The 24,577-nt window shown below is 58.9% G+C and carries 21 protein-coding genes; 10 read left to right on the top strand and 11 right to left on the bottom strand.

From position 1 onward, the window contains the following. Positions 1-10: 10 nt before the first annotated feature. Both AC2FIO_RS20595 and AC2FIO_RS20590 read right to left on the bottom strand, forming a co-directional pair. Positions 11-3,166 (bottom strand): valine--tRNA ligase, encoded by a 3,156-nt coding sequence (locus tag AC2FIO_RS20595; RefSeq protein ID WP_496699795.1) that lies wholly within the window; start codon positions 3,164-3,166, stop codon positions 11-13. 77 nt (positions 3,167-3,243) lie between these two features. Then, positions 3,244-3,579: a hypothetical protein gene (locus AC2FIO_RS20590; RefSeq protein WP_496699794.1), complete on the bottom strand. Its 336-nt coding sequence runs from the start codon at positions 3,577-3,579 to the stop codon at positions 3,244-3,246. A gap of 90 nt (positions 3,580-3,669) precedes the next feature. Between AC2FIO_RS20590 and AC2FIO_RS20585 the strand changes: the two genes are divergently transcribed. Together AC2FIO_RS20585 and AC2FIO_RS20580 are read left to right on the top strand one after the other, a co-directional pair. Beyond that, the gene (locus AC2FIO_RS20585; RefSeq protein ID WP_496699793.1) at positions 3,670-5,961 is read left to right on the top strand and encodes a xanthine dehydrogenase family protein molybdopterin-binding subunit; all 2,292 of its coding nucleotides are present in this window, start codon (positions 3,670-3,672) and stop codon (positions 5,959-5,961) included. Then, entirely contained in the window at positions 5,939-7,015 is a 1,077-nt protein-coding gene (locus tag AC2FIO_RS20580) for a T6SS phospholipase effector Tle1-like catalytic domain-containing protein (RefSeq protein ID WP_496699792.1), read from the top strand. Before AC2FIO_RS20585 ends, AC2FIO_RS20580 begins: the two co-directional genes overlap by 23 nt. Positions 7,016-7,163: 148 nt before the next feature. Here AC2FIO_RS20580 and AC2FIO_RS20575 read toward each other — a convergent pair whose 3' ends face one another. Together AC2FIO_RS20575 and AC2FIO_RS20570 are read right to left on the bottom strand one after the other, a co-directional pair. Beyond that, a complete protein-coding gene (locus AC2FIO_RS20575) occupies positions 7,164-7,760 on the bottom strand; it encodes a hypothetical protein (protein ID WP_496699791.1) in 597 nt (198 codons plus the stop codon). 125 nt (positions 7,761-7,885) lie between these two features. Then, positions 7,886-8,461 (bottom strand): GcrA family cell cycle regulator, encoded by a 576-nt coding sequence (locus tag AC2FIO_RS20570; protein ID WP_058272305.1) that lies wholly within the window; start codon positions 8,459-8,461, stop codon positions 7,886-7,888. Between the two features lie 126 nt (positions 8,462-8,587). Between AC2FIO_RS20570 and AC2FIO_RS20565 the strand changes: the two genes are divergently transcribed. Next, on the top strand, positions 8,588-9,391 hold the full coding sequence (locus AC2FIO_RS20565; protein WP_109313410.1) for an ABC transporter permease: 804 nt from the start codon (positions 8,588-8,590) through the stop codon (positions 9,389-9,391). Here AC2FIO_RS20565 and AC2FIO_RS20560 read toward each other — a convergent pair. Then, positions 9,388-10,623: an MFS transporter gene (locus AC2FIO_RS20560; RefSeq protein WP_496699790.1), complete on the bottom strand. Its 1,236-nt coding sequence runs from the start codon at positions 10,621-10,623 to the stop codon at positions 9,388-9,390. The two genes, AC2FIO_RS20565 and AC2FIO_RS20560, sit on opposite strands and share 4 nt — an antisense overlap. A gap of 112 nt (positions 10,624-10,735) precedes the next feature. Beyond that, positions 10,736-11,620: a DMT family transporter gene (locus AC2FIO_RS20555; protein WP_496699789.1), complete on the bottom strand. Its 885-nt coding sequence runs from the start codon at positions 11,618-11,620 to the stop codon at positions 10,736-10,738. Positions 11,621-11,912: 292 nt separating this feature from the next. Here AC2FIO_RS20555 and AC2FIO_RS20550 point away from each other — a divergent pair, with 292 nt between their 5' ends. From AC2FIO_RS20550 to AC2FIO_RS20540, 3 genes are read left to right on the top strand one after another with little or no spacing between them, the layout of a single operon-like run. Beyond that, a complete protein-coding gene (locus tag AC2FIO_RS20550; RefSeq protein ID WP_496699788.1) occupies positions 11,913-13,100 on the top strand; it encodes an aspartate aminotransferase family protein in 1,188 nt (395 codons plus the stop codon). A gap of 28 nt (positions 13,101-13,128) precedes the next feature. After that, entirely contained in the window at positions 13,129-14,055 is a 927-nt protein-coding gene (argF, locus tag AC2FIO_RS20545; RefSeq protein ID WP_058272227.1) for an ornithine carbamoyltransferase, read from the top strand. Between the two features lie 12 nt (positions 14,056-14,067). Continuing rightward, a complete protein-coding gene (locus tag AC2FIO_RS20540; protein ID WP_496699787.1) occupies positions 14,068-14,415 on the top strand; it encodes a 5-carboxymethyl-2-hydroxymuconate Delta-isomerase in 348 nt (115 codons plus the stop codon). Between the two features lie 32 nt (positions 14,416-14,447). Here AC2FIO_RS20540 and AC2FIO_RS20535 read toward each other — a convergent pair whose 3' ends face one another. Both AC2FIO_RS20535 and AC2FIO_RS20530 read right to left on the bottom strand, forming a co-directional pair. Further along, positions 14,448-15,005: a ferric reductase-like transmembrane domain-containing protein gene (locus AC2FIO_RS20535; RefSeq protein ID WP_496699786.1), complete on the bottom strand. Its 558-nt coding sequence runs from the start codon at positions 15,003-15,005 to the stop codon at positions 14,448-14,450. Between the two features lie 47 nt (positions 15,006-15,052). Beyond that, the gene (locus AC2FIO_RS20530; protein WP_496699785.1) at positions 15,053-15,541 is read right to left on the bottom strand and encodes a twin-arginine translocation pathway signal; all 489 of its coding nucleotides are present in this window, start codon (positions 15,539-15,541) and stop codon (positions 15,053-15,055) included. 187 nt (positions 15,542-15,728) lie between these two features. Here AC2FIO_RS20530 and AC2FIO_RS20525 point away from each other — a divergent pair, with 187 nt between their 5' ends. From AC2FIO_RS20525 to AC2FIO_RS20515, 3 genes are all read left to right on the top strand, one after another. Further along, complete coding sequence (locus AC2FIO_RS20525; RefSeq protein ID WP_058272224.1) at positions 15,729-16,568, top strand: phytanoyl-CoA dioxygenase family protein; 840 nt, start codon at positions 15,729-15,731, stop codon at positions 16,566-16,568. Positions 16,569-16,679: 111 nt separating this feature from the next. Then, on the top strand, positions 16,680-17,630 hold the full coding sequence (locus AC2FIO_RS20520) for a pirin family protein (protein WP_282169148.1): 951 nt from the start codon (positions 16,680-16,682) through the stop codon (positions 17,628-17,630). Between the two features lie 67 nt (positions 17,631-17,697). Then, a complete protein-coding gene (locus AC2FIO_RS20515) occupies positions 17,698-18,672 on the top strand; it encodes a 2-dehydropantoate 2-reductase (protein WP_496699784.1) in 975 nt (324 codons plus the stop codon). An 11-nt stretch (positions 18,673-18,683) separates the two neighbouring features. Here the strand turns inward: AC2FIO_RS20515 and AC2FIO_RS20510 are convergent, their stop codons facing one another. From AC2FIO_RS20510 to hrpB, 3 genes are all read right to left on the bottom strand, one after another. Continuing rightward, positions 18,684-20,162, bottom strand: coding sequence for an inorganic phosphate transporter (locus AC2FIO_RS20510; protein ID WP_282119987.1), 1,479 nt, complete (start codon positions 20,160-20,162; stop codon positions 18,684-18,686). Between the two features lie 92 nt (positions 20,163-20,254). Then, positions 20,255-20,713, bottom strand: a complete 459-nt coding sequence (locus AC2FIO_RS20505) for an NUDIX hydrolase (RefSeq protein WP_108861772.1) — start codon at positions 20,711-20,713, stop codon at positions 20,255-20,257. A 110-nt stretch (positions 20,714-20,823) separates the two neighbouring features. Continuing rightward, the gene (gene hrpB / locus AC2FIO_RS20500; protein ID WP_496699783.1) at positions 20,824-23,259 is read right to left on the bottom strand and encodes an ATP-dependent helicase HrpB; all 2,436 of its coding nucleotides are present in this window, start codon (positions 23,257-23,259) and stop codon (positions 20,824-20,826) included. 225 nt (positions 23,260-23,484) lie between these two features. Between hrpB and meaB the strand changes: the two genes are divergently transcribed. Next, on the top strand, positions 23,485-24,462 hold the full coding sequence (gene meaB / locus AC2FIO_RS20495; protein ID WP_496699823.1) for a methylmalonyl Co-A mutase-associated GTPase MeaB: 978 nt from the start codon (positions 23,485-23,487) through the stop codon (positions 24,460-24,462). Positions 24,463-24,577 lie beyond the last annotated feature (115 nt).

Genomic DNA, 24,577 nt, shown 5'->3' with positions numbered 1-24,577 from the left:
ATTCTGAAGATCAGGCGATTTCGGCCAAACGGGCGAGGGCCTCATTCAGTTTCGCCTCTTCTTCTTCGCGGGCGGCAAGGTTGGCTTTGGCTTCCGCGACAACCTCTTCCGGGGCCGAAGCCACGAATTTGGGGTTATTCAGACGTCCGCGCAGACCGCCCAATTCCTTGGCCAGTTTGCCCTTGGCTTTCTCCAGCCGTCCCTTTTCCGCTCCGATATCGATGATATCCGCCAGCGGCAGGCCGAAAGAGGCGCCGGGGGCGGCAATCGAGATCGTACCTTTGGGCAACTCATCCGCGTTGGTCAGGCTGTCGATCCGCGCCAGACGTTTGATCAGCGCCTCGTTGCGGTCCCACGCGGCTTGGCCATTGGCGTCGATCTCGGTCACCAGCATCGGCACATAGAGGCCGGCTGGAACCCGCATCTGCGCACGGGCCGAGCGGGTGTTTTCGATCACCGAGATCACCCAGTTCATCTCACGATCCGCATCCGCGTCAATCAGGTCGGCGGCAGAATAGGTTGGCCAATCGGCGTGGACGGCCATTTTGGCGCGGTCGCCGGTCAAGCCCCACAGCTCTTCGGTGATGAAGGGCATGATCGGGTGCAGCAGGACCATGCACTGATCCAGAACCCAACGCATGGTCGCGCGGGTCTCGGCTTGGGCCTCGGCATCATCGCCTTGCAGCAAGGGCTTGGACAGCTCCACATACCAGTCGCACACCTTGCCCCAGACAAAGGCGTACAGCCCGTTGGCCGCGTCGTTGAAGCGATAGCTTTCCAGCGCCGCGTCGACCTCTTCCCGCACGCGGGCGGTTTCGCCGATGATCCAGCGGTTCACCGCAGCTTTGGGCTTCAGGTCAGCCACGTCCAGTTGAGGAACGGCGTCGGTGAAGACCTCGTTCATCTCGGCAAAGCGGACAGCATTCCACAGCTTGGTGCCGAAGTTGCGATAGCCGGTGATGCGTTCACGGGACAGTTTCAGCACGCCGCCAATCGCCGCCATCGAGGCGTTGGTAAAGCGCAGCGCGTCGGCACCGAATTCGTCCACGATTTCCAGCGGGTCGATGACGTTGCCGGTGGTTTTGGACATCTTCTTGCCCTTCTCGTCACGGACGAGCTGGTGCAGGTAGACAGTGTGGAACGGGATCTCGTTCATCACGGCCAGTTGCATCATCATCATCCGGGCGACCCAGAAGAACAGGATGTCCGCGCCAGTGATCAGAACGTCCGTAGGGAAGTAGCGTTCCAGCTCATCTGTCTGCTCGGGCCAGCCCAGCGTGCCGATTGGCCAGAGGCCGGAGGAGAACCATGTGTCGAGGACGTCGGGGTCGCGCCAGACCGGATAGATCAGTTTGGTTGGGTCTTGTTCGACGGCATACTGAGCGAGACTTTCAGCAAACCGATGGATCGCCTCGTGTTTGTCTGAAACTTCAACAACAGTTGCGTGGCTCAGCGGGCTGGGAATGTCGGCATTGTCATTGAGGAATTTTTCGGTGACCGCCTCAAAAGTAGGCGCACATTCCATGACGCTGCCACGGTGTAACATGCCACCTTCATTGAGCAACCGGCCCAGTTCGACCAGATCCAGGTCACCATCATTTTCGTCATCGATGAATTTCTCTGCAGACAAATCCAGACCATACCAAACCGGTATCTGGTGCCCCCACCACAACTGGCGCGAGATGCACCAGGGCTCGATGTTTTCCAGCCAGTGGTAATAGGTCTTCTCACCCGACTCGGGAATGATCTTGACCGTGCCGTCTTTGACCGCATCCAGCGCGGGGCCGACGATCTTTTCGGCATCCACGAACCACTGATCGGTGAACATTGGCTCGATCACAACTTTCGAGCGGTCGCCGAAGGGCTGCATGATCGGTTTGCTCTCGACCAGCGGCACCAGTGCGGCAGGATCTTCATCCTCGCCCAGCTTGGTGCCCAGAACCGGGTCATCTGCACGGGTCATCACAGCCAGACCGTCGGCGTTGATCTCTTCGACCACTTTCGCGCGCGCCTCGAACCGGTCGAGACCTCGCAGATGGTCGGGAACGAGGTTAATCGCGTCGATCTCGTTCTCGGTGAACGCGCGACCACGTGCGTATTCCTGCGCCTTGCCCGCCTCTTCGGCGTAAGGCGCACCATCTGCCCGCATCGCGCCTTTGGTGTCCATCAGGCGGTACATCGGAATGCCGCCGCGCTTGGCGACCATGTTGTCGTTGAAGTCATGTGCACCAGTGATCTTCACCGCACCCGAGCCGAAATCAGGATCGGGGTAGTCATCGGTGATGATCGGGACCTGACGGCGATGCTCTTTCGGACCAACCGGGATTTCGCAAAGTTTCCCAACGATTGGCGCATACCGTTCATCCGACGGATGAACCGCAACCGCGCCGTCACCCAGCATGGTTTCGGGGCGGGTCGTGGCAATCGAAATGTAATCGCGTTCTTCTTCGAAAACGACGTTCCCGTCCTCATCCTTTTCGATATAGGTGTAGGTTTCACCACCTGCCAGCGGGTATTTGAAGTTCCACATGTGGCCGGCGACTTCGATATTCTCGACTTCCAGATCCGAGATCGCGGTCTCGAAATGCGGGTCCCAATTGACCAACCGCTTGCCGCGATAGATCAGGCCCTTTTCATACATGTCGACGAAGACCTTAATGACCGCGTCGTGGAAGTTGGCCGAGTTTTCATGCCCGGTGCGCGGATCGCGTGGTGCGCCCGCCATGGTGAAGGCGTTGCGCGACCAGTCACAGGAGGAGCCAAGACGTTTCAGCTGCTCGATGATCGTGCCGCCGTATTCGCCCTTCCATTCCCAAACCTTGTCCAGAAACGCCTCGCGACCCAGCTCGTTTCGGCTGGGCTGTTGGGTGGCGGCCAGCATCTTTTCGACCTGCATCTGGGTGGCGATACCGGCATGGTCCTGACCGGGCTGCCAAAGCGTGTCGAAGCCGCGCATCCGGTGCCAGCGGGTCAGGATATCCTGCAAGGTGTTGTTGAACGCGTGGCCCACATGCAATGCGCCCGTCACGTTGGGAGGCGGGATCATGATGGTAAAGCTTTCGTCGCGCGATCTGTTCGCGCCTGCCTTGAAGGCCCCGGCCTGTTCCCAGGCCTCATAAATGCGGGCCTCAGCCTCGGCCGCGTTGAATGTCTTTTCCATCGCCATAGGATGCGTCCTGCGTCAACAAATTCGGGTCAGCGCCTGCAATAGCGAATGCGTAAGGGAAGGGGAAGGGTTGTATGCTATTCGGCTTGGGCAAAGCGCGCGCGAAAATAGTCCTGAACACACTGGTAGGCCGGTTCATGGAAATCCAAAGTCAGCAATGAGTGGTCGTTGCCGTCAAGTTCCACCGTCTCAAGATGATCACCGAAAGCATCCTTCAGGACGCCCATATGCCTTTCTGAGGCAAGTTTGTCATCGGCGTAGCGCATGACGAGGCCGGGGCCGTTCCGTACCATGCCCGCGCGGGCGTCGGCACAGACATACACGTCGTGGGTGGCTTCGCCGCCGCTGGTCAGCGGGGCAGTGAATGGAAATACGCTGTCATGTGCCCATGTGATGATCTGTAGGTTAACCAAAAAATGACTGGCAAGACACGAGGGAGCTGCCTCTTCGACTGGACATCGTCTTGTGGCGGGCTACGGTCGCCATCGCAGGAGGATCATCGCATGGAAAAGTTCGGCAAAAGCCAGCCCGTCAAACGGACAGAAGATCAGCGGTTTCTGACCGGGCACGGACGATACATGGACGATGATGTACCCGGAGATGCTCTGTTCGCAGCTTTTTTTCGCAGCCCGGTTGCCCATGGTCGGATCACGGCGCTGGATTTGGATGCCGCGCGTGAAGCGGAAGGGGTGCGCCTTGTCATGACGCTGGATGATCTCTCGACGGCTGGGATCGACACTGTGATGAATGCAGCAACTGTGCAGAACCGCGATGGCTCTCAGACCCTTGCGCCCGACAGGCATATGCTGGCCCAAGACCGCGTCCGGTTTGTTGGCGAACCTGTGGCTGTCGTGATCGCAGACACGTTGTTGCAGGCGCGAGATGCTGTTGAGATGATCTGGATGGACACAGATGATCTGCCCGCAAAACTGGATGTCGAAGCCGGTGGTGAACCACTGCATGATCAGGTCGCCGACAATCGTGCTTTTGATTGGGGGTTGGGGGATGAAGCAGCAACCGATGCCGCCTTTCAGGCCGCCGCGCATACCGTTTCGCTGGATGTGGCCGACAACCGCGTGATCATCACCTCAATCGAGCCACGGGGATGTCAGGCCAATTGGGTCGATGGACGTTTGCACTTTGCCTATGGTGGGCAAGGCGTCTGGGCGATGCGGGGGCAGTTGGCGCAAAAGCTGAAGCTGGAACCCGAGGCGATCCGTGTCACTACTCCGGATGTGGGTGGCGGATTCGGCATGAAGGTCATGCCGTACCCTGAGTATTTTTGCGTCTCAGTTGCAGCGATGAAACTCGGGCAGCCGGTTCATTGGATGTCTGACCGATCCGAGGCGATGCTGTCGGATCATCACGGTCGCGACCTGACCTCATTGGCTGAGCTCGCCTTTGACGAGGACCTGAAAGTCACGGCCTACCGTGTGCACAGCAAGGTAAATCTGGGTGCGTATAGCAGTCATTTCGGGCAAGCGATCCAGACCAGTCTTTTCAGCAAGGTGTTGATGGGGGTTTATGACGTTCAAACGACGTATCTGCGGGTTGAGGGGTTCTATACCAACACCACGCAAGTCGACGCCTATCGGGGGGCAGGGCGGCCCGAGGCGATCTATGTTCTGGAACGTGTCATGGATCGCGCCGCGCGCCAACTGGGCGTCGATCCTTGGGAGTTGCGCCGCAGGAATTTCATCCGGCCGGAAAATTTCCCCTACAAAACCGCGACCGGCGAAATCTATGACGTAGGTGATTTCGATATGGTCCTGTTCCGAGCAGATGCCCAGACCCAGGGGTTCGCGACACGAAAAACTGCAGATGCGGAGCGTGGCCTGATCCGGGGGCGGGGCTTGTGTTACTATATCGAAAGCATTTTGGGTGACCCTTCGGAAAACGCGAAAGTCGAGTTCTGCGAGGATGGCACGGTGAACCTTTATGTCGGTACCCAATCGAACGGGCAGGGGCATGAGACGGTCTATGCGCAATTCCTGTCAGACCAGACCGGAGTTCCGATGGACCAGATCAATGTGGTCCAGGGTGACAGCGATCAGTTGCCACATGGTGGCGGGACTGGCGGGTCACGTTCAGTCACGGTGCAAAGTACGGCCACGCTGGCGACAATTGACGTCATGATCGCCGCATTCACGCCGTATCTGGCGGATAAGATGGGGGTGGAGGAAAGTGATGTGCGTTTCGACCATGAAACCTTCCGCGCGCCGGGATCAAACCTGACGCCGACGCTCACCGAGGCTGCGGAGATGGCCCGCGCCGATGGGCGCGCCGACCTGCTAAGTCACGAGGCCAGCGCCAATCTGGATGCGCGCAGCTATCCCAATGGCGCACATGTTGCCGAAGTCGTGATTGATTCTTACACCGGTGAAACCTGGGTGGATCGCTATACTGTCGTCGACGACTTCGGTAATCTTATCAACCCGATGCTGGCCGAAGGGCAGGTGCATGGCGGGGTGGCACAAGGTATCGGTCAGGCAATGACGGAGTGTGTTGTGCATGATGCGCAGGGGCAACTGCTCACGGCTTCGTTGATGGATTACGCCTTGCCCCGCGCGGCCGAGATACCCATGATTAAGTTTACCTCGGCGCCGGTTCCGTCAACTTCCAACCCGATGGGGATGAAAGGATGCGGAGAAGCCGGCACCGTGGGCGCGCTGGCCGCGGTGGCAAACGCGGTTCAGGATGCGCTCTGGGATTACGGGGTGCGGCAGGCGGACATGCCTTTCACACCTCATAAAGTATGGGAATTGTTGACGTATGGTTCTGTCGCGGCTGAGTAGAAAGGTACTGGGATGGCTCGGACGGCCCTTACGGTCCGAGCATTCCGCCGAGGCGCTTCACCGCGAGCCCGTCAGCCACGTGATTATCTTGGACGGCACCATGTCGACGTTGGAGCCGGGCTATGAAACCCATGCGGGCCAGACCCTGCGACTATGCCGCGAAATGGGCAGCAAAGTGTCCGTCTTTTACGAATCTGGTGTGCAATGGGAAAACTGGAAGTCCTCGCTAGACGTGATGATGGGGCGGGGCATCAACCGCCAGATCCGCCGCGCATATGGCTATCTCGCTTCACGTTACAAACCCGGCGACCGTATCTATTTCATCGGCTATTCACGCGGCGCTTACGGTGTGCGCAGCTTGGCTGGTGTGATTGACATGATCGGTCTGCTCAAGGCCGAACATGCCACTGTGCGCAACATCAAACAGGCCTACCGGCACTATGAATGCAATGCCAGCGGGTCGGCTGCGGCCGAGTTCCGGAGGCAGTTTTGTCACGAAGATGTGTCGATTGAGATGGTTGGCGTCTGGGATACGGTCAAAGCGCTGGGCATGCGTCTGCCGCTACTGTGGCGCTGGGCCGAAGAGCGTCACGCCTTTCACACCCACCAGCTTGGACCGGCGACGCGCCACGGGTACCACGCAATGGCACTGGACGAGACTCGCGAAGTGTTTGAGCCGGTCTTGTGGAAATGTACGCCCGAATTCAAAGGCCATGTCGAACAAGTTTGGTTCCGTGGCACTCACGGTGATGTGGGTGGCCAGTTGAACGGCTTTGAAGAGGCCCGTCCCCTCAGCAACATTTCTCTGGTCTGGATGCTGGATAAGGCAGAACTGCATGGTCTTCCGCTACCTGAGGGTTGGCGTGATCGGTTCCCGACGGATACCTCCGCCCGTTCTGTCGGAACCTGGCGTGGCTGGGGTAAAATTTTTCTGCTGCGGAAGCATCGCAAGGTGGGCCGCGACCGGTCAGAGAAGCTCCATGTCTCGGTCTCCCCGGATGAATTGCCACGCTGGGTGCCGATGCCGGATTTGCCATCGCATCCGGCGCAGTAGAACTTACTTAGCAACGCAGGCGTTTCTGACCGGTTCGATCAGTGCGTCCGGGCGTTCTACAAGATCGAAACGCCAATGCCTTGGAGACCAATTGTAAACCCTTTGATCGTCCGGATGATCTACGAGCATCAAACCGTGAAAGTACCATTCAGACGTCGATTTGTATCCGGTTTTTGTTGTGTAGAATGAGAATCCACGTAGCCCGTGCAGGGTTTCGATCGGAGAATTCTTTGAATGCTCGGCGATGCAATAGGGCGAACCGTCCGCGATCAACCGTGCCTGAAACAAGAGCATCGGAATCGTCAGCAGGGACCAGAGCGCGATCAGAGTCGAGTTCGATACCGATTTTCGCAGTCCGTGATGGATTTGGCTTCCCATCACGACCCGACCAAATGAGAAAGCTCGATGCAATCGCGATCGTTAAGCTGATCCCATGCAACAGCTGAGTGTCCGAAAATAAGGCGAGCACGCCGGATGCCAGTGTCAGCAGTAGTCCAATCACAACTGACGAGATCGCCAGAAATACTGCTAGAAGACGCGAGATTGGACACATCCCCAGCAAGGCAAGCCCACCAATGCACATGGGTGCGGCTGGGATGATCCAAACGAGCAGAAACAAGCCTTGAATGAACAATAAGAGGGCTTTTCTGTCCGTGTTTGGTTCGAACAATTGCGGATCTAACGGCTGCATGTAGGCAATAAAGATCAGCACAGCATAGGCGAAGAACAGGACTTTGTATCTCAATCTTGGTGGAATAGCAGAATCTCTCTGGTCAAAAAATGACTGACCACCCGCCTTTCGATGGGTGGTCAGTTAAGAAAACAAGTCGCCCGTGTCACACCAAGAGACCAGCGCGCACGCCTAAGAGTTTACCGCCGGCGGTCGCGACGCGAGCTCATTGGCTGGAAGGCTACGCCAACATGCGCTTCGCAATAAGGTTTACCCGCTTCAACCGGCAGGCCGCAGAACCAGAAATCCTCGGTCGCGGGGTCGCCAACGGGCCATTTGCAGGTCTTCTCGGTCAGTTCCATCAGCGTCAGCTTCTTGGCCTTCTTCTCGATCTCGTTGACCTTGGCCAGCGCCTCCGGGCTGATTTCGTTGGCCGAAGGCTGCGGCGGCAGTGGCTGACCCGCCGGTATGATCTGGCGGCGCGCTGGAACGGCCGGTTTTGTCTCGGCTGCAGGTGCCGGCGTTGGGCGCGCCGGTTCGGTCTTAGGCGCGGGCCTTGGCTTGGCCTCGGCCTTGGGCGCGGGTGCCGGTTTGTCTTTAGGTTCGGATTTGGCCGGAGAGGCACCGGTTGCGCGGTTCGACAGGCCCAGACGGTGCACCTTGCCGATCACCGCATTGCGGGTTACGCCGCCCAGTTCCTTGGCGATCTGGCTGGCCGACTGGCCCTCGCCCCACATTTTTTTCAGCAGTTCTACACGCTCGTCAGTCCAGGACATCATTTGCCTTTCAAAAGCGGAAAGCGGCCCCGGATTCGGGCCGCCTTGGGAATTCGTCTCAGCCCCCTATTTTAATCACTGCGAGCCGAGTTACAAGCGGTTCTCGAATCAGGATGAGGGCAGGTGATGCAGATTTCCGCAGATCAGAGCGAACGGCGTTTCGGAACAGTTAACTGGATGGGGCTTTACACGTTGGCCCAGCGTGAAACACTGCGGTTTCTGGCGGTCTGGACACAAACCCTGTTGGCGCCGCTTGTGACGGCCGGGCTGTTCCTGCTGATCTTCAATATCGCCATCGGTCCGGGGCGTCCGGATGTGATGGGTGTGCCGTTCCTGACCTTTCTGGCGCCGGGCATTATGATGATGACCGTGATCCAGAATGCGTTCGCCAACACTTCTTCGTCGATGGTGATCGCCAAAGTGCAGGGAAACATCGTCGATACGTTGATGCCGCCTTTGTCCCCGCTTGAGATACTGCTGGGCTATCTGGCCGGTGGCGTCGCGCGGGGTGTTCTGATCGCTTGTGTGGTTGCGGTCGCACTTGCTTTGGTTTTGGGGATTTACCCGCAGAACCCGTTGTTTGCCCTGATCTTCGTTGTTCTGGGTGGCGCATTCATGGGGGCCTTGGGCCTGTTTGCCGGTATTTTTGCCAACAAGTTTGATCAGATGGCGGCCATCACGAACTTCATCGTGACACCATTGGCTTTCCTGTCGGGTACGTTTTACTCGGTCCAGGCGCTGCCTCCTATCCTGAATCGGGTGAGTCATGTGAACCCGGTCTTCTATCTGATTGACGGCCTGAGGTATGGAATGATCGGCGTGTCCGACAGCTCACCCTGGCTGGGTATTGCGGTATGCACCGGTGCCACGCTGCTGGTCGGTGCGCTGACCTGGCAGATGCTGCGAACTGGGTATCGCCTAAAGGCTTAACCCGTCTCGGCCAGTGAACCGGGATGAAAAGTTATTCTGGGCTTTCCCAATCGGGGGTGCAGATTTGCGGCCACGGCCCAGGCCCCGAACAAGGCGAAGCCCCCGACTGCGAATACCCCGGCGACGGGTGAGATCAGAAGGACCAGTGAAGCAACTCCGGGTGTCAGAATGCCGGAGACGTCGCGGTAACTGGAGTAGATCGCTGACATTTCAGTGCGTTCGGACGGCTTCACGGCCATTAGGAACGGCAAGCCTGCGCAAATGTCCAAAACGATTAGCCAGATGGACCCAAGAACCAACGCCACAACCGCCGCGACCGGCCAACCTGCGATTGCCCCAGCGGTGACAAAGCATGTTCCGCAGGCAGCAAAGCCCACGCGGACTGCTGTGCGAATCGAACGTCCCTGCACCCAACGCAGAATAAGCGGAGCTGCGAACAGCATCGCGTTGGTGGTGGACAGAAGGATGCCGCCCAGTTGCTCACCCAGCCCGTTTTGAATGGCGAAGATGGGTAGGTACACCACGTAGATCCACCAGCCGCAGGATCGGATCATGGCGAAAAGGTACCCGGCCACCAACCGGGGCTGGGCAAAGAAGCGCGGCAGAAAGGCCAGCGGGTTTTTCGCGGTGCCGCGCGCCTTGGTGATCAACTTGCCATTGCCCAACCGCATGCGCCAGAACTGGATCAGCATGACCGCACCTGCCACCGCGCTGATGACAAACGGGGCAGGGGGCCATACCTCCAACAATAAGACGCCGGCCATCGGGCCGCCCGCCCAGCCGAGGGCGCTGTAAAACATGCGGCTGGTCTCGCATTTTCCCAGCTCGATCTTGCTGATGTAATCCAGGACATAAGCATTGAAGCAAATAAATGTGACCACTGTCGCGACCGTGTTCAGGGCAAGCGCACCGACCACTGCCGCCGGGCTGCCCTCAATCGCCAGAAGGGCTCCGCCGATGAACATGAGGCAACCAACAGTGTACGCCCATCTGCGCGGTATGAAGCGGATCAGGAACGGCACCATCAGCCCCGCAATCAACGAGATTACGCCGACCAGAAAATACAGGAACGATACCGAAGACGCATCACCCATCGCCCGATACATGGCCAGTGGAAAGACCGATATCAGAATGCCGCGGACAATCGCCTCGAACCCGGCAAGGATACCAAAGTCGCGGACTGACGGTGCTGGGGCATGGCGCACCCATTCGGGGATACGGCGTTCGTGCATGGGTAAACTCTCAAATCAACTGAGAACACATTGCGCCGGATCAATCCTCGTTCTTCGGAGTTTGCGACATACAGGTCGCCCCCGGGCCATGTCAGGAAAAGTTTTTGGAGTTTCAGGCTTGCCGCGCCCTCGCTTCACGCCAGACGAGAATAAGCCCGCCAGTCAGAATTATGGCTGAGCCGATCATGCTGATCCCGTCCGGAATCACGCCGAATATCGCGAAATCGTAGAAAGCGGCAAAAATCAGCGTCGCATAGCTGATTGGGGCAACAAATGAGGCATCTGCCCGGGCCATGCCGTTCACAAAACACGCCTGCGCGCAGGCCATCAGCGCGCCGATACCCGCCAGCGCCGCCCATTGTTCTAAAGTCGGCATCTGAAAAACAAAGCTCACCGCGACAGAGGCAATCGTCAGGCCCATTGCGTTGTTGATCAGCAAGATCTGGATCGGGATTTCTCGACCCGAAAGTTTCTTGATGAATATCAGCTCCATCCCGATGACTGCGGCTGCGGTCAGTGCCAACAGGGCAGCTGGCTGAAAGCTATCGGGTGTCGGGCGCAACAGTATCAGTGCCCCAGCCAGCGCCACAACTGCCGCCAGCCAGCGCCAAGGGCCGACGCCTTCTTTCAGCAGCGGGATTGCCAACACCATTGCAAAGACCGGGTTCAGAAAGGAAATCGCCGTCGCATCCGCGATCGGAATGAACGCGACCGAGGCGAACATCAGCGTAATCCCGACCCAGCCGAAACTTGTACGCCCAATATGCAGGCCCCAATGCGGACGCTGCAGGCGCGGCCGCATCACGCCGACGGCGGTGACGATCACGATAAAGGCAAACAGAAACCGCCCATGGCTGATCTGCATTGGATGCAGCGCGGGACCCAACGTGTCCGTTCCCAAGGCTTTGGCCACCAGGGTGGTCCCGGCCAGCAACGCACTGGCGGCGGTGATCAGCACGGCCGCAAGAGGCGGATTGTGGGCTTTGGCGACAAACATATGTCAGCGGTGCGTCAGCGCATGTCAAATGGCAAGCGGCAAATGCGTCGCGCCAAGTATTTTCGCTGGTTGCCAATTTCAGGGTTTTCAGATGCTTCGGGCAGCGCTATACGGCGGGTTATGATCAAAAACGCACATATCCTGCGACTCCGACGCCGACGCTTTGCCGCGTAACCGGCCTCTTTGATCTATTTGCGCTGTTCAAATCGGCGCAATTTCCACCAAATCAGTTGACGAACACAGGCCGAGTGTATCACTCACAAGGCTCAAACTACCTGAAAAGGATGATCCCATGATCCCGTCCGTTCTGCCGACCTATAACCGCGCGCCCCTGACTTTCGTGAAGGGTGAAGGCGCCTGGCTGACCGAGGCGGATGGCCGACGTTTTCTGGACCTGGGCGCTGGGATCGCCGTGAATGCGCTGGGCCATGCCCATCCCGCACTGGTCAATGCCCTGACCGAGCAGGCGCACGCGCTGTGGCATGTTTCAAACCTCTACCACATCCCGCAGCAGCAGGCGCTGGCCGACAAACTGGTGGAGCACACCTTTGCCGATACCGTGTTCTTCACAAACTCGGGCACCGAGTCTTGCGAACTGGCGGTCAAGATGGCCCGCAAGTATTTCTATGACAAGGATCAGCCCGAACGGGTCGAGATCATCACCTTTGATGGCTCGTTCCACGGCCGGTCGTCGGCTGGTATTGCCGCTGCCGGGTCTGAGAAGATGACCAAGGGTTTCGGTCCACTGCTGCCGGGCTTTGTTCATGTCACGTTTGGCGACCTCGATGGCGTCACCAATGCGATCACCGATAAAACCGCCGCGATCATGATCGAACCCGTGCAGGGCGAGGGCGGCATCCGTCCCGTCCCTGACGCGGAGCTCAAAGCCTTGCGCCAGATTTGCGATGACAACGGCCTGCTTTTGATCCTCGATGAGGTGCAATGTGGAGTAGGTCGTACCGGCAAGCTGTTCGCCCATGAATGGGCTGGAATTACCCCGGACATCATGATGGTCGCCAAAGGCATCGGCGGAGGCTTCCCTCTGGGTGCTGTTCTGGCCACGGAAGACGCCGCCAGCGGTATGACGGCAGGCACGCATGGCTCTACCTATGGCGGCAACCCGCTGGGCTGTGCCGTGGGTTGCGCCGTCATTGATCAGGTGGCAACGCCTGCATTCCTAGAGGGCGTCAACCGCAAGGCCGGGATGCTGTGCCAGAAGCTCGAAGGGCTAATCGCCGAGCACCCGGAGGTCTTCGAAGAAGTGCGCGGAACAGGACTGATGCTGGGCCTGAAGTGCAAAGCGCCCAATATCGACATGGTCAACGCCGGCTATGATAATGAGGTCATTACCGTCCCAGCCGCCGATAACATGATCCGCCTGCTTCCGCCGCTGACATTGACCGAGGATGACATCGCCCAAGCCGTGATCCGCCTCGACAAAGCCGCTGCGCAGGTCGAAGAGTCAATGGCCTCGGCCTAAGACACACCCGAATGAAAAGTGAACTGAAATGAACCATTTCCTCGATATCCATAAAACCGACGCGGGCGATCTGCGGACCATGATTGATCAGGCGGGCGCTATGAAACAGGCGCGCCTGGGCCGCCCAAAGGCAGCACTTGATGACGAGCAGCCTCTGAAAGATCGTATGGTCGCGCTGATCTTCGAAAAACCGTCTACCAGAACGCGCGTGTCATTTGACGTGGGCGTGCGTCAGATGGGGGGGCAGACCATGGTGCTGTCCGGGAAGGACATGCAACTGGGCCACGGCGAAACCATCGCTGACACCGCCCGCGTCCTGTCGCGCTATGTCGACATGATCATGATCCGGACCTTCGATGAGACCATTCTGACCGAGATGTCTGAATACTCGGACGTGCCAGTCATTAACGGCCTGACTGACCGCACCCATCCCTGCCAGATTATGGCGGATGTGCTGACGTTTGAGGAACACCGCGGTCCGATTGCGGGCAAGAAAGTAGTCTGGACCGGCGACGGCAACAATGTTTGCGCCTCGTTCCTACATGCTGCGGGTCAGTTCGGGTTTGATTTCACTTTCACCGGCCCGGCCCAGCTTGATCCGGAAGAAGAGTTTATGGGGCTTGCCCGTCAAAAGGGCTCGAAAATCGTGGTCGAACGAGACCCGTATAAAGCGGTTGAGGGTGCCGATCTGGTGGTCGCCGATACCTGGGTTTCAATGCACGATTCCCAGTCCGCCAAGGAACGTCGCCACAACATGCTGCGCCCCTATCAGGTCAACGCCGAGCTGATGTCACATGCAAAACCGGACGCGCTGTTCATGCACTGCTTGCCTGCCCACCGCGAAGAAGAAGCGACATCCGAAGTGATGGACGGCCCCAACTCGGTCATCTTCGACGAGGCCGAAAACCGTCTGCATGCGCAAAAGGCCGTGATGCGCTGGTGTCTGGGCGTCTGAACGGAGTCCACCATGCCTCATGTCACACTGGAGTTTTCGAAAGGCATAGAGCAGGTCCATGATATTCAGACAATTTGCGATCAGCTTTTTGCCGTTCTGGCCGAACATCCTGAATTCGACGCAGAAACGATAAAAATTCGCGCGACACCGGTAGAATACTACCGATTAGGCACTGATCCCCAGAGCTTTGTCCACGCCACGCTTCTGCTGATGCAGGGTCGTGACGAGGCGACGCGCTCTGAGCTTACCGTGGCCATATTAGAGGTTCTGTCGGCGGCCTTGCCCGAGGTTGGCAGTATCACAGTGCAAGACGTTCAGATGAACCGCGCTTCCTACGCGAAACGGGTGGCCGGGCCATAGCCAGTGTCCGGTTGTCACAGATCCTGTGTTGTTCAGGTGGGTCGCCTGATATCCCAAATCCGCAATTTGGCGAGCGTCGCGACGCTCGCCAACACGACCAGACCGCACAATACCCACTTGGTCATGACCTCCATGGTACCTTCAATCATCAGGGCATGTACGACGCTGCCAATAATGGTGATGATCGCAAGGCTCGCATGCCCCAACCTCCAGACGCGAAACCTTAAGCCAAGGCGCTTGCGAGAAAGACCTAGAAACGCGGCTCCGAACGCGGCCCACATCGCAATCCCACCCCAAGCCGAAAACGGTGTCGGTGAAACAAATAACAGAGCGTCAATAACGTCGGGCGGGCTGGTGATCCACAAACCACCGACATGGATCAGAATGGCTGCAACTAATGCTAGCCCACACCACCTATGCCAATGGCGGCTGGCAACCGGGGTTAGCCCCGGCAACAAACGGCCCGCAAGTAGCGGCTGCATCAACAGCAGACACATTGAAATAACACCGGCAAACCCGGCGGTGATGTAGATCGGTTCACGCCATGCCAGCTGAGGGCTCGCCGCAGCCGCGATAATCGGTACGGCCATGGCAAGGATCACAAAGGTCCAGATTACTAGGCTTCGACGCACTGTGGTTAGGCAGGCTGCAGAACGAAATGCGAGGCCAAGGTTTTGTCCTTGGAGTTGCCCATAATTGGGCGCAGGAAAACCGTTTCGAATTCACCACTGTCATAAGCTAGATGGCCGTGTGGCTGGCCAAAGGCGGGTACGATTTGCGGCATCTCCAGTCGGAACTCTCCATTGGCATCGGTCAGAGTTGCGCCGTGGCTCTGCGGATCGCGTTCGTGGCCTTCTGTCGTATGCGCCCAGATCTGGATGCGCTGACCGGGCAGGGGGGCACCGTCCCCGGCGCGTCGCACTGTTCCGGTCATCCAGAACCCGCCGCTGCCAATCCGGTCAACGATGGGCGCGCCGGGACGGTAATTGTTGGACCCTCCGCGCATGGATGCGGTGGGGGCCACGCCACTTGCGCGCGCTGGCACCAAAAAGCCTGTCGCACCCGTTGCCAGAACAGCCCCAGACGCCAAAACCAAAGAACGACGAGAGAACGTAAGACCAGGCATGCAAACCTCTCTTTTCAAGTGTTTCACCACGCCTCGACAATGCCGGGCATCCTTTCAGCGGAAAGATAGCACGATTGTTTCAGTTTCCGAGGGGTCGCGCGGCGGGGGTGACAAATTGTGAATTCCTTTGACCGTGCCCCCGCGCAGGTGCCATCCTGAAATCCGTCAGTTCGGGGGGTCCTGCACTATGATTGTCGAAGACGTTGTCTCAGACGAAGAAATCAAGGCGTTCAAGCGCGACGGTGCGGTTGTGCTGCGCTCCAGGTTCTCAGAGGATTGGCTGGCACTTTTGCGAGACGGTATCGACGCGGATTTGGCCCGCCCAACCGATAATTTCACCCGCCATACCAAGGACCCTCGCGCACCTGCCTATTTCGAGGACTACTGGGCTTGGAATAAAATCCCGCAATTCACGCAATTCGTTCACAACTCACCTTGTGCTCCGCTTGCCGCACAGTTGCTGGGTGCACCATCGATCAATCTTGTCATGGACAACTGGTTCCTGCGCGAGGCTGGATCAACTTCGCGTCCACCGTTTCATCAGGACCTGTCCTATTTCGACTTCGAAGGCACGATGTGCGTCCTGTGGTTGCCGCTTGAGCCGGTTACCAAAGAAAACGGTATCGCCTTCGTCAAAGGCTCGCATCTGTGGGACAAGCTGTTCATGCGGGTCAGGTTCGCCGACGGGCATCCCAGCTACGAACCCACCGAAGTTGCAGGGTTGACCTATCACCCGCCGCCTGACGTCAATGCCGATCCGGGTGCATTCGATCTTTTACAATGGGATATGAATCTGGGCGACTGCATCTTCTTCGACATGCGCACCTTGCACGGTGGGCTGTCATCAGTCACCCCAACGGAAACGGTACGCCGGTTTACCCTGCGGATGACCGCTCCGGATGGCAGGATCCGGTATCGGGGGGATTGGGCCAAGGATGAACGGGCGCAGTTCGAAGCCGAAGGATATCGCGAAGGTGATCGAATTGATGGGGCGTTTTTCCCGCAGCTTTGGCCGCGCCGTGCCTGATGTATGGTCCGGGTCCGCACCCGTTCTGTGCGTTTCTGCAAATTGAAAGGCGAGTATGTCAGGCCTAACCTACATCAGTGAACCGAATGAACTGATCGCGGGAGAGCAGGCATGAGTTGGAATCCTACCCAAAACCCCAAGAATTCGCCTCTGGAGACACTGATCATCCCTCGTGCCCGTGATCTGGGCGGTTTCGAAGTGCGGCGCGCGTTGCCCTCGCTCAAACGGCAATTAGTCGGCCCGTTCATCTTTTTCGATCAGGTGGGCCCCGCCGAGTTCATCACCGACGGTGGCATCGACGTGCGGCCGCACCCTCATATCGGCTTGGGTACAGTGACCTACCTGTATCAGGGCGAGTTTGAGCATCGCGACAGCCTTGGCACCCATCAGATGATCTATCCAGGTGAAGTGAACTGGATGGTGGCTGGCCGCGGCGTGACCCATTCGGAACGTACCAGTGAAGAAACGCGGGCTAAGCGGCACAGCCTGTTCGGTGTTCAGACCTGGATTGCACTGCCTGAGGTGTACGAGGACATGGCCCCGGATTTTGAGCACCACAAGCAGGGCGCGCTGCCGCATATCAAGGACAATGGCGTCAGTGCCCGGCTAATCCTTGGTTCGGCTTATGGCGAAACCAGCCCGGTGACGATGCTGTCGGAAACCTTCTATCTGGATGTGCAGCTTGAACCCGGCGCCGCCTTTCCATTGCCCGACGACCACGAAGATCGCGGGGTTTATGTCATTCAGGGATCGGTTGAGATTGCGGGCGACACGTTCGAGGAAGGTCGCATGATGGTGTTCCGCCCGGGCGATCGCCTTTCGGTCAAGGCGGGTCCGTTTGGCGCGCGGTTGATGCTGCTGGGCGGAGCCACATTGAATGAGGATCGCTATATCTGGTGGAATTTCGTGTCCTCTTCGAAGGAAAAAATCGAAAACGCCACTCGCGAATGGAAAGCCGCCGATTGGGCCAACGGTGCCTTCCACCTGCCCCCCGGCGATGATCAGGAGTTCATTCCGATTTCAGACGAGTTGGAGCGCACAAGCCCAAGACGGGCACGTTAACCAGACGTCAGGGGGCCTTGTCCGAACTTGCGATACCGGCAATCCTCGCCTCAACGGGAGGGTTGCCATGAAGATCATAATCGCAGGCGCGGGCAGCATTGGATGTTATTGCGGAGCCTTTTTGGCTGATGCCGGTCACTCGGTCACGCTGTTGGGTCGCCCACGCATTCTGGACCCAATCCGTGAGGAGGGCCTGACCGTCACTGATTTTTCCGGCCTGCACGTTCATGTGGCGGCTGAGACGCTGACGATGTCCGAAACCCCGGATTGCCTGAAAGACGCAGAGTTGGTGATCCTGGCCGTCAAGGCCGCGGCCACGGCGGATATGGCAGAACAGATCGCGCGGTTCGCGCCGGCCTGTGCGCCGGTGTTGTCCTGGCAGAACGGGATGGAAAACGCCCGGGTGCTGCGGGCGGCGCTTCCGGATCATGACGTTCGCGCGGGAATGGTGCCCTTCAACGTCGTGCCGCCTCAACCCGCCAGCTTTCACCGCGCCACTTCCGGCGATATCGTGATCCAGTCCGGCCCGGGCCGTTTGGGGCAGGCACTTAGCTCACCTAACCTGCTGGTGACCGAAAGCGATCAGATCGAAGCTGTGCAATGGGGTAAGCTGGTCATCAACCTGAACAACGCACTCAACGCGTTGTCGGGGCTGACGTTGAAAAATCAATTGCTGGACCGTAAGTGGCGACGCCTGATGGCCGACCAGATGGCCGAGGCTTTGAGGGTACTTCAGGCCGCACGCCACCCTGTTGCTTCAACCACACCTTTGCCTGCCTGGATGACGCCGCATATCCTGCGTCTGCCAACGCCATTGTTCACCCGGATTGCCGCGCGCATGCTGACCATCGACCCAAGCGCGCGCACGTCGATGGCCTATGACCTCGCGGCGGGGCGCGTGACGGAAATCGACAGTCTGCAAGGTGAGATTGTCCGACTGGGCAAGCAATATGGGCGGCCTACACCGATTTGCGCTAGGGTACAGGCTCTGATCGAACAGAAGTCGGATGTAAGTCTGTCACCGGATCAGATCATCCCGTGATCTGACCACATTCAGGTGAATGCGGTCAGTATCCAGAAGATCACAGCTGACATTGCAGCCGCGGCCGGGACGGTAATCACCCAAGCGGCAATAATGGTCATGAAATGCGACCGCCGCACCAACTTGCGCCGCCTCTGCTCTTCACGGGCCAGCCGCAGCTCGGGCGGACGGCGATCATTACTTTGCTTGCGTCGGCGATCCTGATTCCATTCACGGTAAAACCCGACGCCGAACACCGCACCCACCGCGATGTGGGTCGAGCTGACCGGCAACCCAAGCCAGCTTGCAACAATCACTGTGATCGCCGCCGACAAAGCGACGCAGAATGCGCGCATTGGGTTTAGTTTGGTGATCTGGCTACCCACCATCCGGATCAGCTTGGGGCCAAACAGAAACAGGCCGAACGAAATCCCAAAGGCACCGATCACCATTACCCATGTCGGTATCGTGACTTTCGAGGCAAAATCGCCGAACTCGGCGGCGTGCACGATTGCGGCCAGCGGGCCAACCGCATTGGCAACGTCATTGGCGCCATGGGCGAAGCTCAGGAACCCGGCCGAGATCACCAGAGGCAACCCAAACAAAACTTTCAGAGATTTGGTGCGGTTTTCCAGCCCTTCGGATTTGCGGCGAACCCAAGGCACGGTCACGGCCCAAGCCAGAATGCCCGAGGTCAGACCGATCAGTAGCGCGATTTCCAGATCGATTTTCACGATCCGCTTCAGGCCTTTGACAGAGAGATAGGTGGCAAATGCACCAGCCATCACAGCCACCAGAATAGGCACCCAGCGACGGGCCGCGGCAATTTTGTCGTCTTGATACTGAATTTTCGCCTTGATCAGCGCCAGAAATCCGGCAGCAATCGCGCCGCCCAGGACCGGAGAGATCACCCAACTGGCGGCAATCGCGCTCATCGTGCCCCAGCTGACCGCGCTAAGGCCTGCTGCAGCGATACCAGCCCCCATCACGCCGCCCACGACCGAATGGGTTGTGGAAACAGGCGCGCCGACCCAAGTTGCCAGGTTGACCCACATCGCCGATGAGATCAGCGCCGCCATCATCGCCCAGATAAAGACCGAGCTATTCTGGACTGAGGCAGGGTCGATGATGCCCTTGGAGATGGTTGAGACCACGTCTCCGCCGGCCAGCAGGGCCCCCGCGCTTTCCGCGACTGCGGCGATGGCGATTGCCCCACCCATGGTCAGGGCGTTAGCTCCGACGGCAGGGCCCATGTTGTTGGCAACGTCGTTAGCGCCGATGTTGATCGCCATATAGGCCCCAAAACCGGCAGCCGCGATGACGATCAGCCCGCCGTCTGCCCGACCGAATAGTATCGCAGCAATCAATCCGGCAATAACTATGAAGGCAAGCGCGATACCCGGCGCAAGCAGCGGCCGCGCCACGTGCACGTTCGCATGCTCAAGGCGGGAAATTCGGTGCAGATCGCTGTCCAGGGCTTGCCAGCGGTTTTTATTGTTCGTGTTCGACATCGGTTTTCTGTGGGTGATACGGTTTAACCGGCGCGGTTAACGGTTGCCCGGTCTTGTGGCAACCGGCCTCACAGAAGTTTGTTGCGAAAGCGTTACATTTGCCGCAGCATTTCGCGCAGCTCCGGCTCTTGCACCAGCTCTGCGGCCTCTTTCGGCGAGAACCAGCGCCGTTCACGCTCGCTGACCTCGGGGAATTCCTCGGCCAGATCTTTGACATCTATGCGATACACATTGGTGCGCACGGGTTGGGCCGTTCCGTCATCCAGGATCTTGTCATAGGTGAAATGGCCCACCGCCTTGCGGCCCAGGTGTTTCACTTTTACGCCGGCTTCTTCCCATGCTTCTTCTTTGGCAGTCTCGGCCCCGTCCATGCCGTCAATCGGCCATCCCTTTGGGATGACCCAGCGACCTGTGCCACGGCTGGTGATCAATAGAACTTTTTTGTCGTCGCCAGTTCCGCGCACGCACAAGGCTGCAAACTGTACCCTGTGTGGGCGTTGAAAGAAGGGTTTGCCAACTTCTTCCCAGATATTGTTCAGCCAAGATGCCATCGATTAAGTGCCAGTACTTTTCTTAGGTTCAAGGAAAAGTGACATAACAACTATAAACCGGGGCTTCAATGCATCTATTGAACGAACGCATTTACTGAAGCAAACGAACGTCAGGTCCGCCGCTTGGCCCGCAAGGTTGGATCGGCCTGCGTCGGATCCTCGGGCCAGGGGTGTTTGGGATATTGCGCGCGCATGTCCTTGCGCACATCGGCGTAAGATCCAGCCCAAAATCCCGGCAGATCGCGCGTGATCTGGATTGGTCGCCGCGCAGGGGACAGCAGAGTGATCTTGAGCGCCTCGCCCCCGATAAGCGGATGCCGGGTGACACCGAACAGTTCCTGCAAGCGGACCGAAATCTCGGGCACCGCCCCGCCGTAATCAATCGGCACCTTTCGACCCAGTGGTGTTTCAAACGATCCCGGCGCGCGACGGTCCAGCTCCTGCGTCTGGGACCAGTCCAGCCGGGCACGCAGGGCGGGCAGCAGGTCGAACTTTTTCCAGTCGTCTGCACTGCGCTGACCTGACAGCATGGGTAGCAGCCAGTCGTCCAGAGCGGCCATCAGCCCGCCCAATGAAAAGTCCGGCAGGTCGATCCCTTCGGCGCGTACTAGTTCCACCCGTGCCGCCAATCGTGCCGCGGCCCCGTCCAGCCGCAATCCCAGATCACGCACTCCGTCCAGCATGGCGCGGGCGATGGCCTCGTCCGGCGCGTCCTTCCAGATACGGTCATCCAGAGTGATCGCGCCAAGGCGTTCCTGCGTGCGCGCAATGACCCGGCGTTCGCGTTTCGACCACGCGCAGCTGTCTACCCATTCGATCTGATACGCGAACAGGTCCCGGATTTCACGTTCCGAGATTTGTGCGGCCATGCGCACCTTGGCCTCGCGCGGGTTTCCGTCCGTATCTGTCACCACAAGATAGGGCGCGGCCGCCAATGTGTCACCGTTGTCCAGCACGACGCCCTTGCCGCCGGACAGAACGTAACGCGGCACATCGCCTTTGCGGCGTTGCCCAATGCGATCGGGATAGGCCAATGCGGCCATCGCGGCTGGGCTTAGGTCTGTCTTGCTGTTTCGTGTTTTCAGCCGCTTGCTCTCGGCTTTGATCCGTTCCAACGCGCCCATGTTGATTTGCCACACCCGGTTGCGTTGAAAGGCGCGGGTATCACGCAATGCTTCGAGCCGCAGCAACAGATCTACCGGAGCGCCCTTTAGCGGATCACGTTCCGCCATCAGCGCCGCCAGCGGAGCGGCGCTGGTCCCGGCCGTCACCAGCATATGCCCCAGCCGAGGATGCAGGGGCAGCGCAGCCAAGGCCCGTCCGTGGTCGGTGATCCGCCCTTTTGCATCCAACGCACCCAGCATGTTCAGTAATGTGCGGGCCTCGGCCATCGTTCCTTCGGGTGGTGGTGTCAAAAAGGCCAGGTCATCCGGTTCGGCCCCCCAAAGCGCCAGTTCCAGCGCAAGGCTCGTAAGGTCGGCGGCTTCGATTTCGGCAGGGGGGTAGGCAGCCAGCGCACCTTCTTCCCCTTTGGACCACAGCCGGTAACACACGCCCTCGGCCACGCGCCCTGCACGACCTGCGCGTTGGGTTGCTTCGGCCCGCGTCACCCGTTCCGTGACCAGCCGCGACATGCCAGAGCCCGGATCGAACCGCGCGCGGCGCGCCTGACCCATATCCACAACCACGCGGATGTCGGAAATGGTCAGCGAGGTCTCGGCGATTGAGGTCGCAAGAACCACCTTTCGCCCAGTTTCTGCCGGGGCAATCGCCGCACGTTGGGCGGCAAAGGGCATTGCGCCGAACAGAGGTTTAATTGCGCAATCGCCGGGCAATCGTTTGGATAATGCGGCTTCGGCTCTGCGGATTTCGCCCTCGCCGGGCAGAAACACGAGCATGCCGCCCTCGGTTTCACGCTCGGCCTGGACGACCAGATCAACCAGAGCATCCAACCGTCTTGCCTGCGCACCCAATGGCCGGTCCAACCAACGGGTTTCAACCGGGTAACTGCGCCCTTCGGACGTCACCACCGGCGCGTTCATCAGTTGGCCGACGGGTTCGGCGTCGAGTGTGGCGGACATCGCCAGCAGGATCAGGTCGTCGCGTAGTGCGCCCGTAACCTCAAGGCACAGGGCAAGCCCGAGATCAGCGTTCACAGATCGTTCGTGAAACTCGTCAAAAATCACCGCGCCGACGCCGGGCAGATCCGGTTCAGATTGCAGCATTCGGGTCAGAATACCTTCGGTCACCACTTCGATTTGGGTTGTTTTTGAGGTTTTCGCATCGCCCCGCACGCGGTAACCAACGGTTTCGCCTGCACGTTGTCCCAGTGTTTCAGCCATCCGCTCTGCCGCGGCACGCGCAGCAAGCCTTCGGGGTTCGAGCATTATGATCTTGCCGTCGCGCAACCCGGCCTCGAGCATCGCAAGAGGCACCCGCGTTGTCTTGCCTGCGCCCGGAGGGGCTTGCAAAACGGCCCGGCCATTGGCCTTCAGGGCGTCAAGCAATTCGGGGATGGCGTCATCAATGGGCAGGTGTGTTGTCATTGGCGCTTTATCAGCCAACCACGGCGCAACGTCCAGTTCCGCTGTTTCCCAATGACGATGATCGCGCCGCTACGGCATAGAGCCAACAGCGGTCCGGTCAAAGAGGATCAACAGCAACACATAGGTGCGAAATGCAGGTATCGGGCAGGTTTCCTTCGCGGTCCGGTCTGGACAAATCACCTGTCGGGGCGGCAAGTAGTCGTGCCGCAAAAGATCGGGGTCGGAATGGATATGGACAGCCTAGGTGATAAGATTTTGGACGGAGACCGGCGTGCGCTGGCCCGGGCAATCACTCTGGTAGAAAGTGGCCGCGCCGATCATCGGGCGCAGGCGTCTGAATTGCTGGCGCATTTGGCCAAAGCCGGGCGGCAATCCCTGCGCGTTGGGTTGTCCGGTACTCCGGGGGTGGGCAAATCCACCTTTATCGAAAGCTTTGGCATGATGCTGATCGAGCAGGGCTTGCGCGTTGCGGTCCTGGCCGTCGACCCCAGCTCGACCCGTTCAGGTGGATCTATTCTGGGCGACAAAACCCGGATGGAGCGGTTGAGTCGCGAGAAGAACGCCTTTATCCGCCCATCCCCCAGTCAATCCCATTTGGGCGGCGTGGCCCGCCGTACACGTGAGGCGATTGCCCTGTGCGAGGCGGCGGGATTCGACGTGGTGCTGATTGAAACTGTAGGGGTCGGGCAGTCCGAGACCGTCGTTTCTGAAATGTCCGATCTGTTTCTGCTGCTGCTCGCTCCTGCGGGCGGGGATGAGTTGCAGGGGGTCAAGCGCGGCATCATGGAAATGGCCGACATGATCCTTGTGAACAAGGCGGATGGAGATCTGAAAGCCACGGCCACCCGAACCTGTGCGGATTACGCGGGGGCTTTGCGCCTGCTGCGAAAACGCCCGCAGGACCCCGAGGGTTTTCCCAAAGCGATGACCGTTTCCGCGGTCGAGGAACATGGGCTTGACCAAGCCTGGGACGAAATGACCACCCTGTCAGGCTGGCGGCGTGAAAACGGCCACTGGGATGGCAACCGCGCGGCACAGGCGCGGTTCTGGTTCGATCAGGAGGTGCGATACGCGCTGCTATCTCGGTTGGATACGCCGGCCGCGCGCGCAGAAATGGATCGCCTTGGTTCCGATGTTGGTGCCGGCAATCTCAGCCCGACGGCGGCTGCGGAACGAATGCTTAGTATCCTGGCAACACACTAGACGCCTGTTAGCGCCAGAGGTGGAGGGTATGCCAAAATTATGTATTAGGGGAAGGGATACAATTTCTGATTGTGCTATTTCGAGGGGAAGGCGATAGTCTCGTTGTTGCGCAAGT

This window comes from Ruegeria sp. CDSB086 (assembly GCF_059611065.1).
Note: the sequence above shows the minus strand (reverse complement) of the source record. Positions and strands in the feature narration are given on the sequence as shown.

Bases quoted from the DNA above. Each gene is read 5' to 3' on its own strand.
- AC2FIO_RS20505 (WP_108861772.1), bottom strand. From the start codon at position 20,713: ATGGCATCTTGGCTGAACAATATCTGGGAAGAAGTTGGCAAACCCTTC.
- AC2FIO_RS20580 (WP_496699792.1), top strand. From the start codon at position 5,939: ATGGTTCTGTCGCGGCTGAGTAGAAAGGTACTGGGATGGCTCGGACGG.
- AC2FIO_RS20560 (WP_496699790.1), bottom strand. From the start codon at position 10,623: ATGCACGAACGCCGTATCCCCGAATGGGTGCGCCATGCCCCAGCACCG.
- AC2FIO_RS20515 (WP_496699784.1), top strand. From the start codon at position 17,698: ATGAAGATCATAATCGCAGGCGCGGGCAGCATTGGATGTTATTGCGGA.
- AC2FIO_RS20510 (WP_282119987.1), bottom strand. From the start codon at position 20,162: ATGTCGAACACGAACAATAAAAACCGCTGGCAAGCCCTGGACAGCGAT.
- AC2FIO_RS20570 (WP_058272305.1), bottom strand. From the start codon at position 8,461: ATGTCCTGGACTGACGAGCGTGTAGAACTGCTGAAAAAAATGTGGGGC.
- hrpB (WP_496699783.1), bottom strand. From the start codon at position 23,259: ATGACAACACACCTGCCCATTGATGACGCCATCCCCGAATTGCTTGAC.
- AC2FIO_RS20520 (WP_282169148.1), top strand. From the start codon at position 16,680: ATGAGTTGGAATCCTACCCAAAACCCCAAGAATTCGCCTCTGGAGACA.
- AC2FIO_RS20585 (WP_496699793.1), top strand. From the start codon at position 3,670: ATGGAAAAGTTCGGCAAAAGCCAGCCCGTCAAACGGACAGAAGATCAG.
- AC2FIO_RS20530 (WP_496699785.1), bottom strand. From the start codon at position 15,541: ATGCCTGGTCTTACGTTCTCTCGTCGTTCTTTGGTTTTGGCGTCTGGG.
- AC2FIO_RS20540 (WP_496699787.1), top strand. From the start codon at position 14,068: ATGCCTCATGTCACACTGGAGTTTTCGAAAGGCATAGAGCAGGTCCAT.
- argF (WP_058272227.1), top strand. From the start codon at position 13,129: ATGAACCATTTCCTCGATATCCATAAAACCGACGCGGGCGATCTGCGG.
- AC2FIO_RS20535 (WP_496699786.1), bottom strand. From the start codon at position 15,005: ATGGCCGTACCGATTATCGCGGCTGCGGCGAGCCCTCAGCTGGCATGG.
- AC2FIO_RS20565 (WP_109313410.1), top strand. From the start codon at position 8,588: ATGCAGATTTCCGCAGATCAGAGCGAACGGCGTTTCGGAACAGTTAAC.
- meaB (WP_496699823.1), top strand. From the start codon at position 23,485: ATGGATATGGACAGCCTAGGTGATAAGATTTTGGACGGAGACCGGCGT.
- AC2FIO_RS20595 (WP_496699795.1), bottom strand. From the start codon at position 3,166: ATGGCGATGGAAAAGACATTCAACGCGGCCGAGGCTGAGGCCCGCATT.
- AC2FIO_RS20550 (WP_496699788.1), top strand. From the start codon at position 11,913: ATGATCCCGTCCGTTCTGCCGACCTATAACCGCGCGCCCCTGACTTTC.
- AC2FIO_RS20525 (WP_058272224.1), top strand. From the start codon at position 15,729: ATGATTGTCGAAGACGTTGTCTCAGACGAAGAAATCAAGGCGTTCAAG.
- AC2FIO_RS20555 (WP_496699789.1), bottom strand. From the start codon at position 11,620: ATGTTTGTCGCCAAAGCCCACAATCCGCCTCTTGCGGCCGTGCTGATC.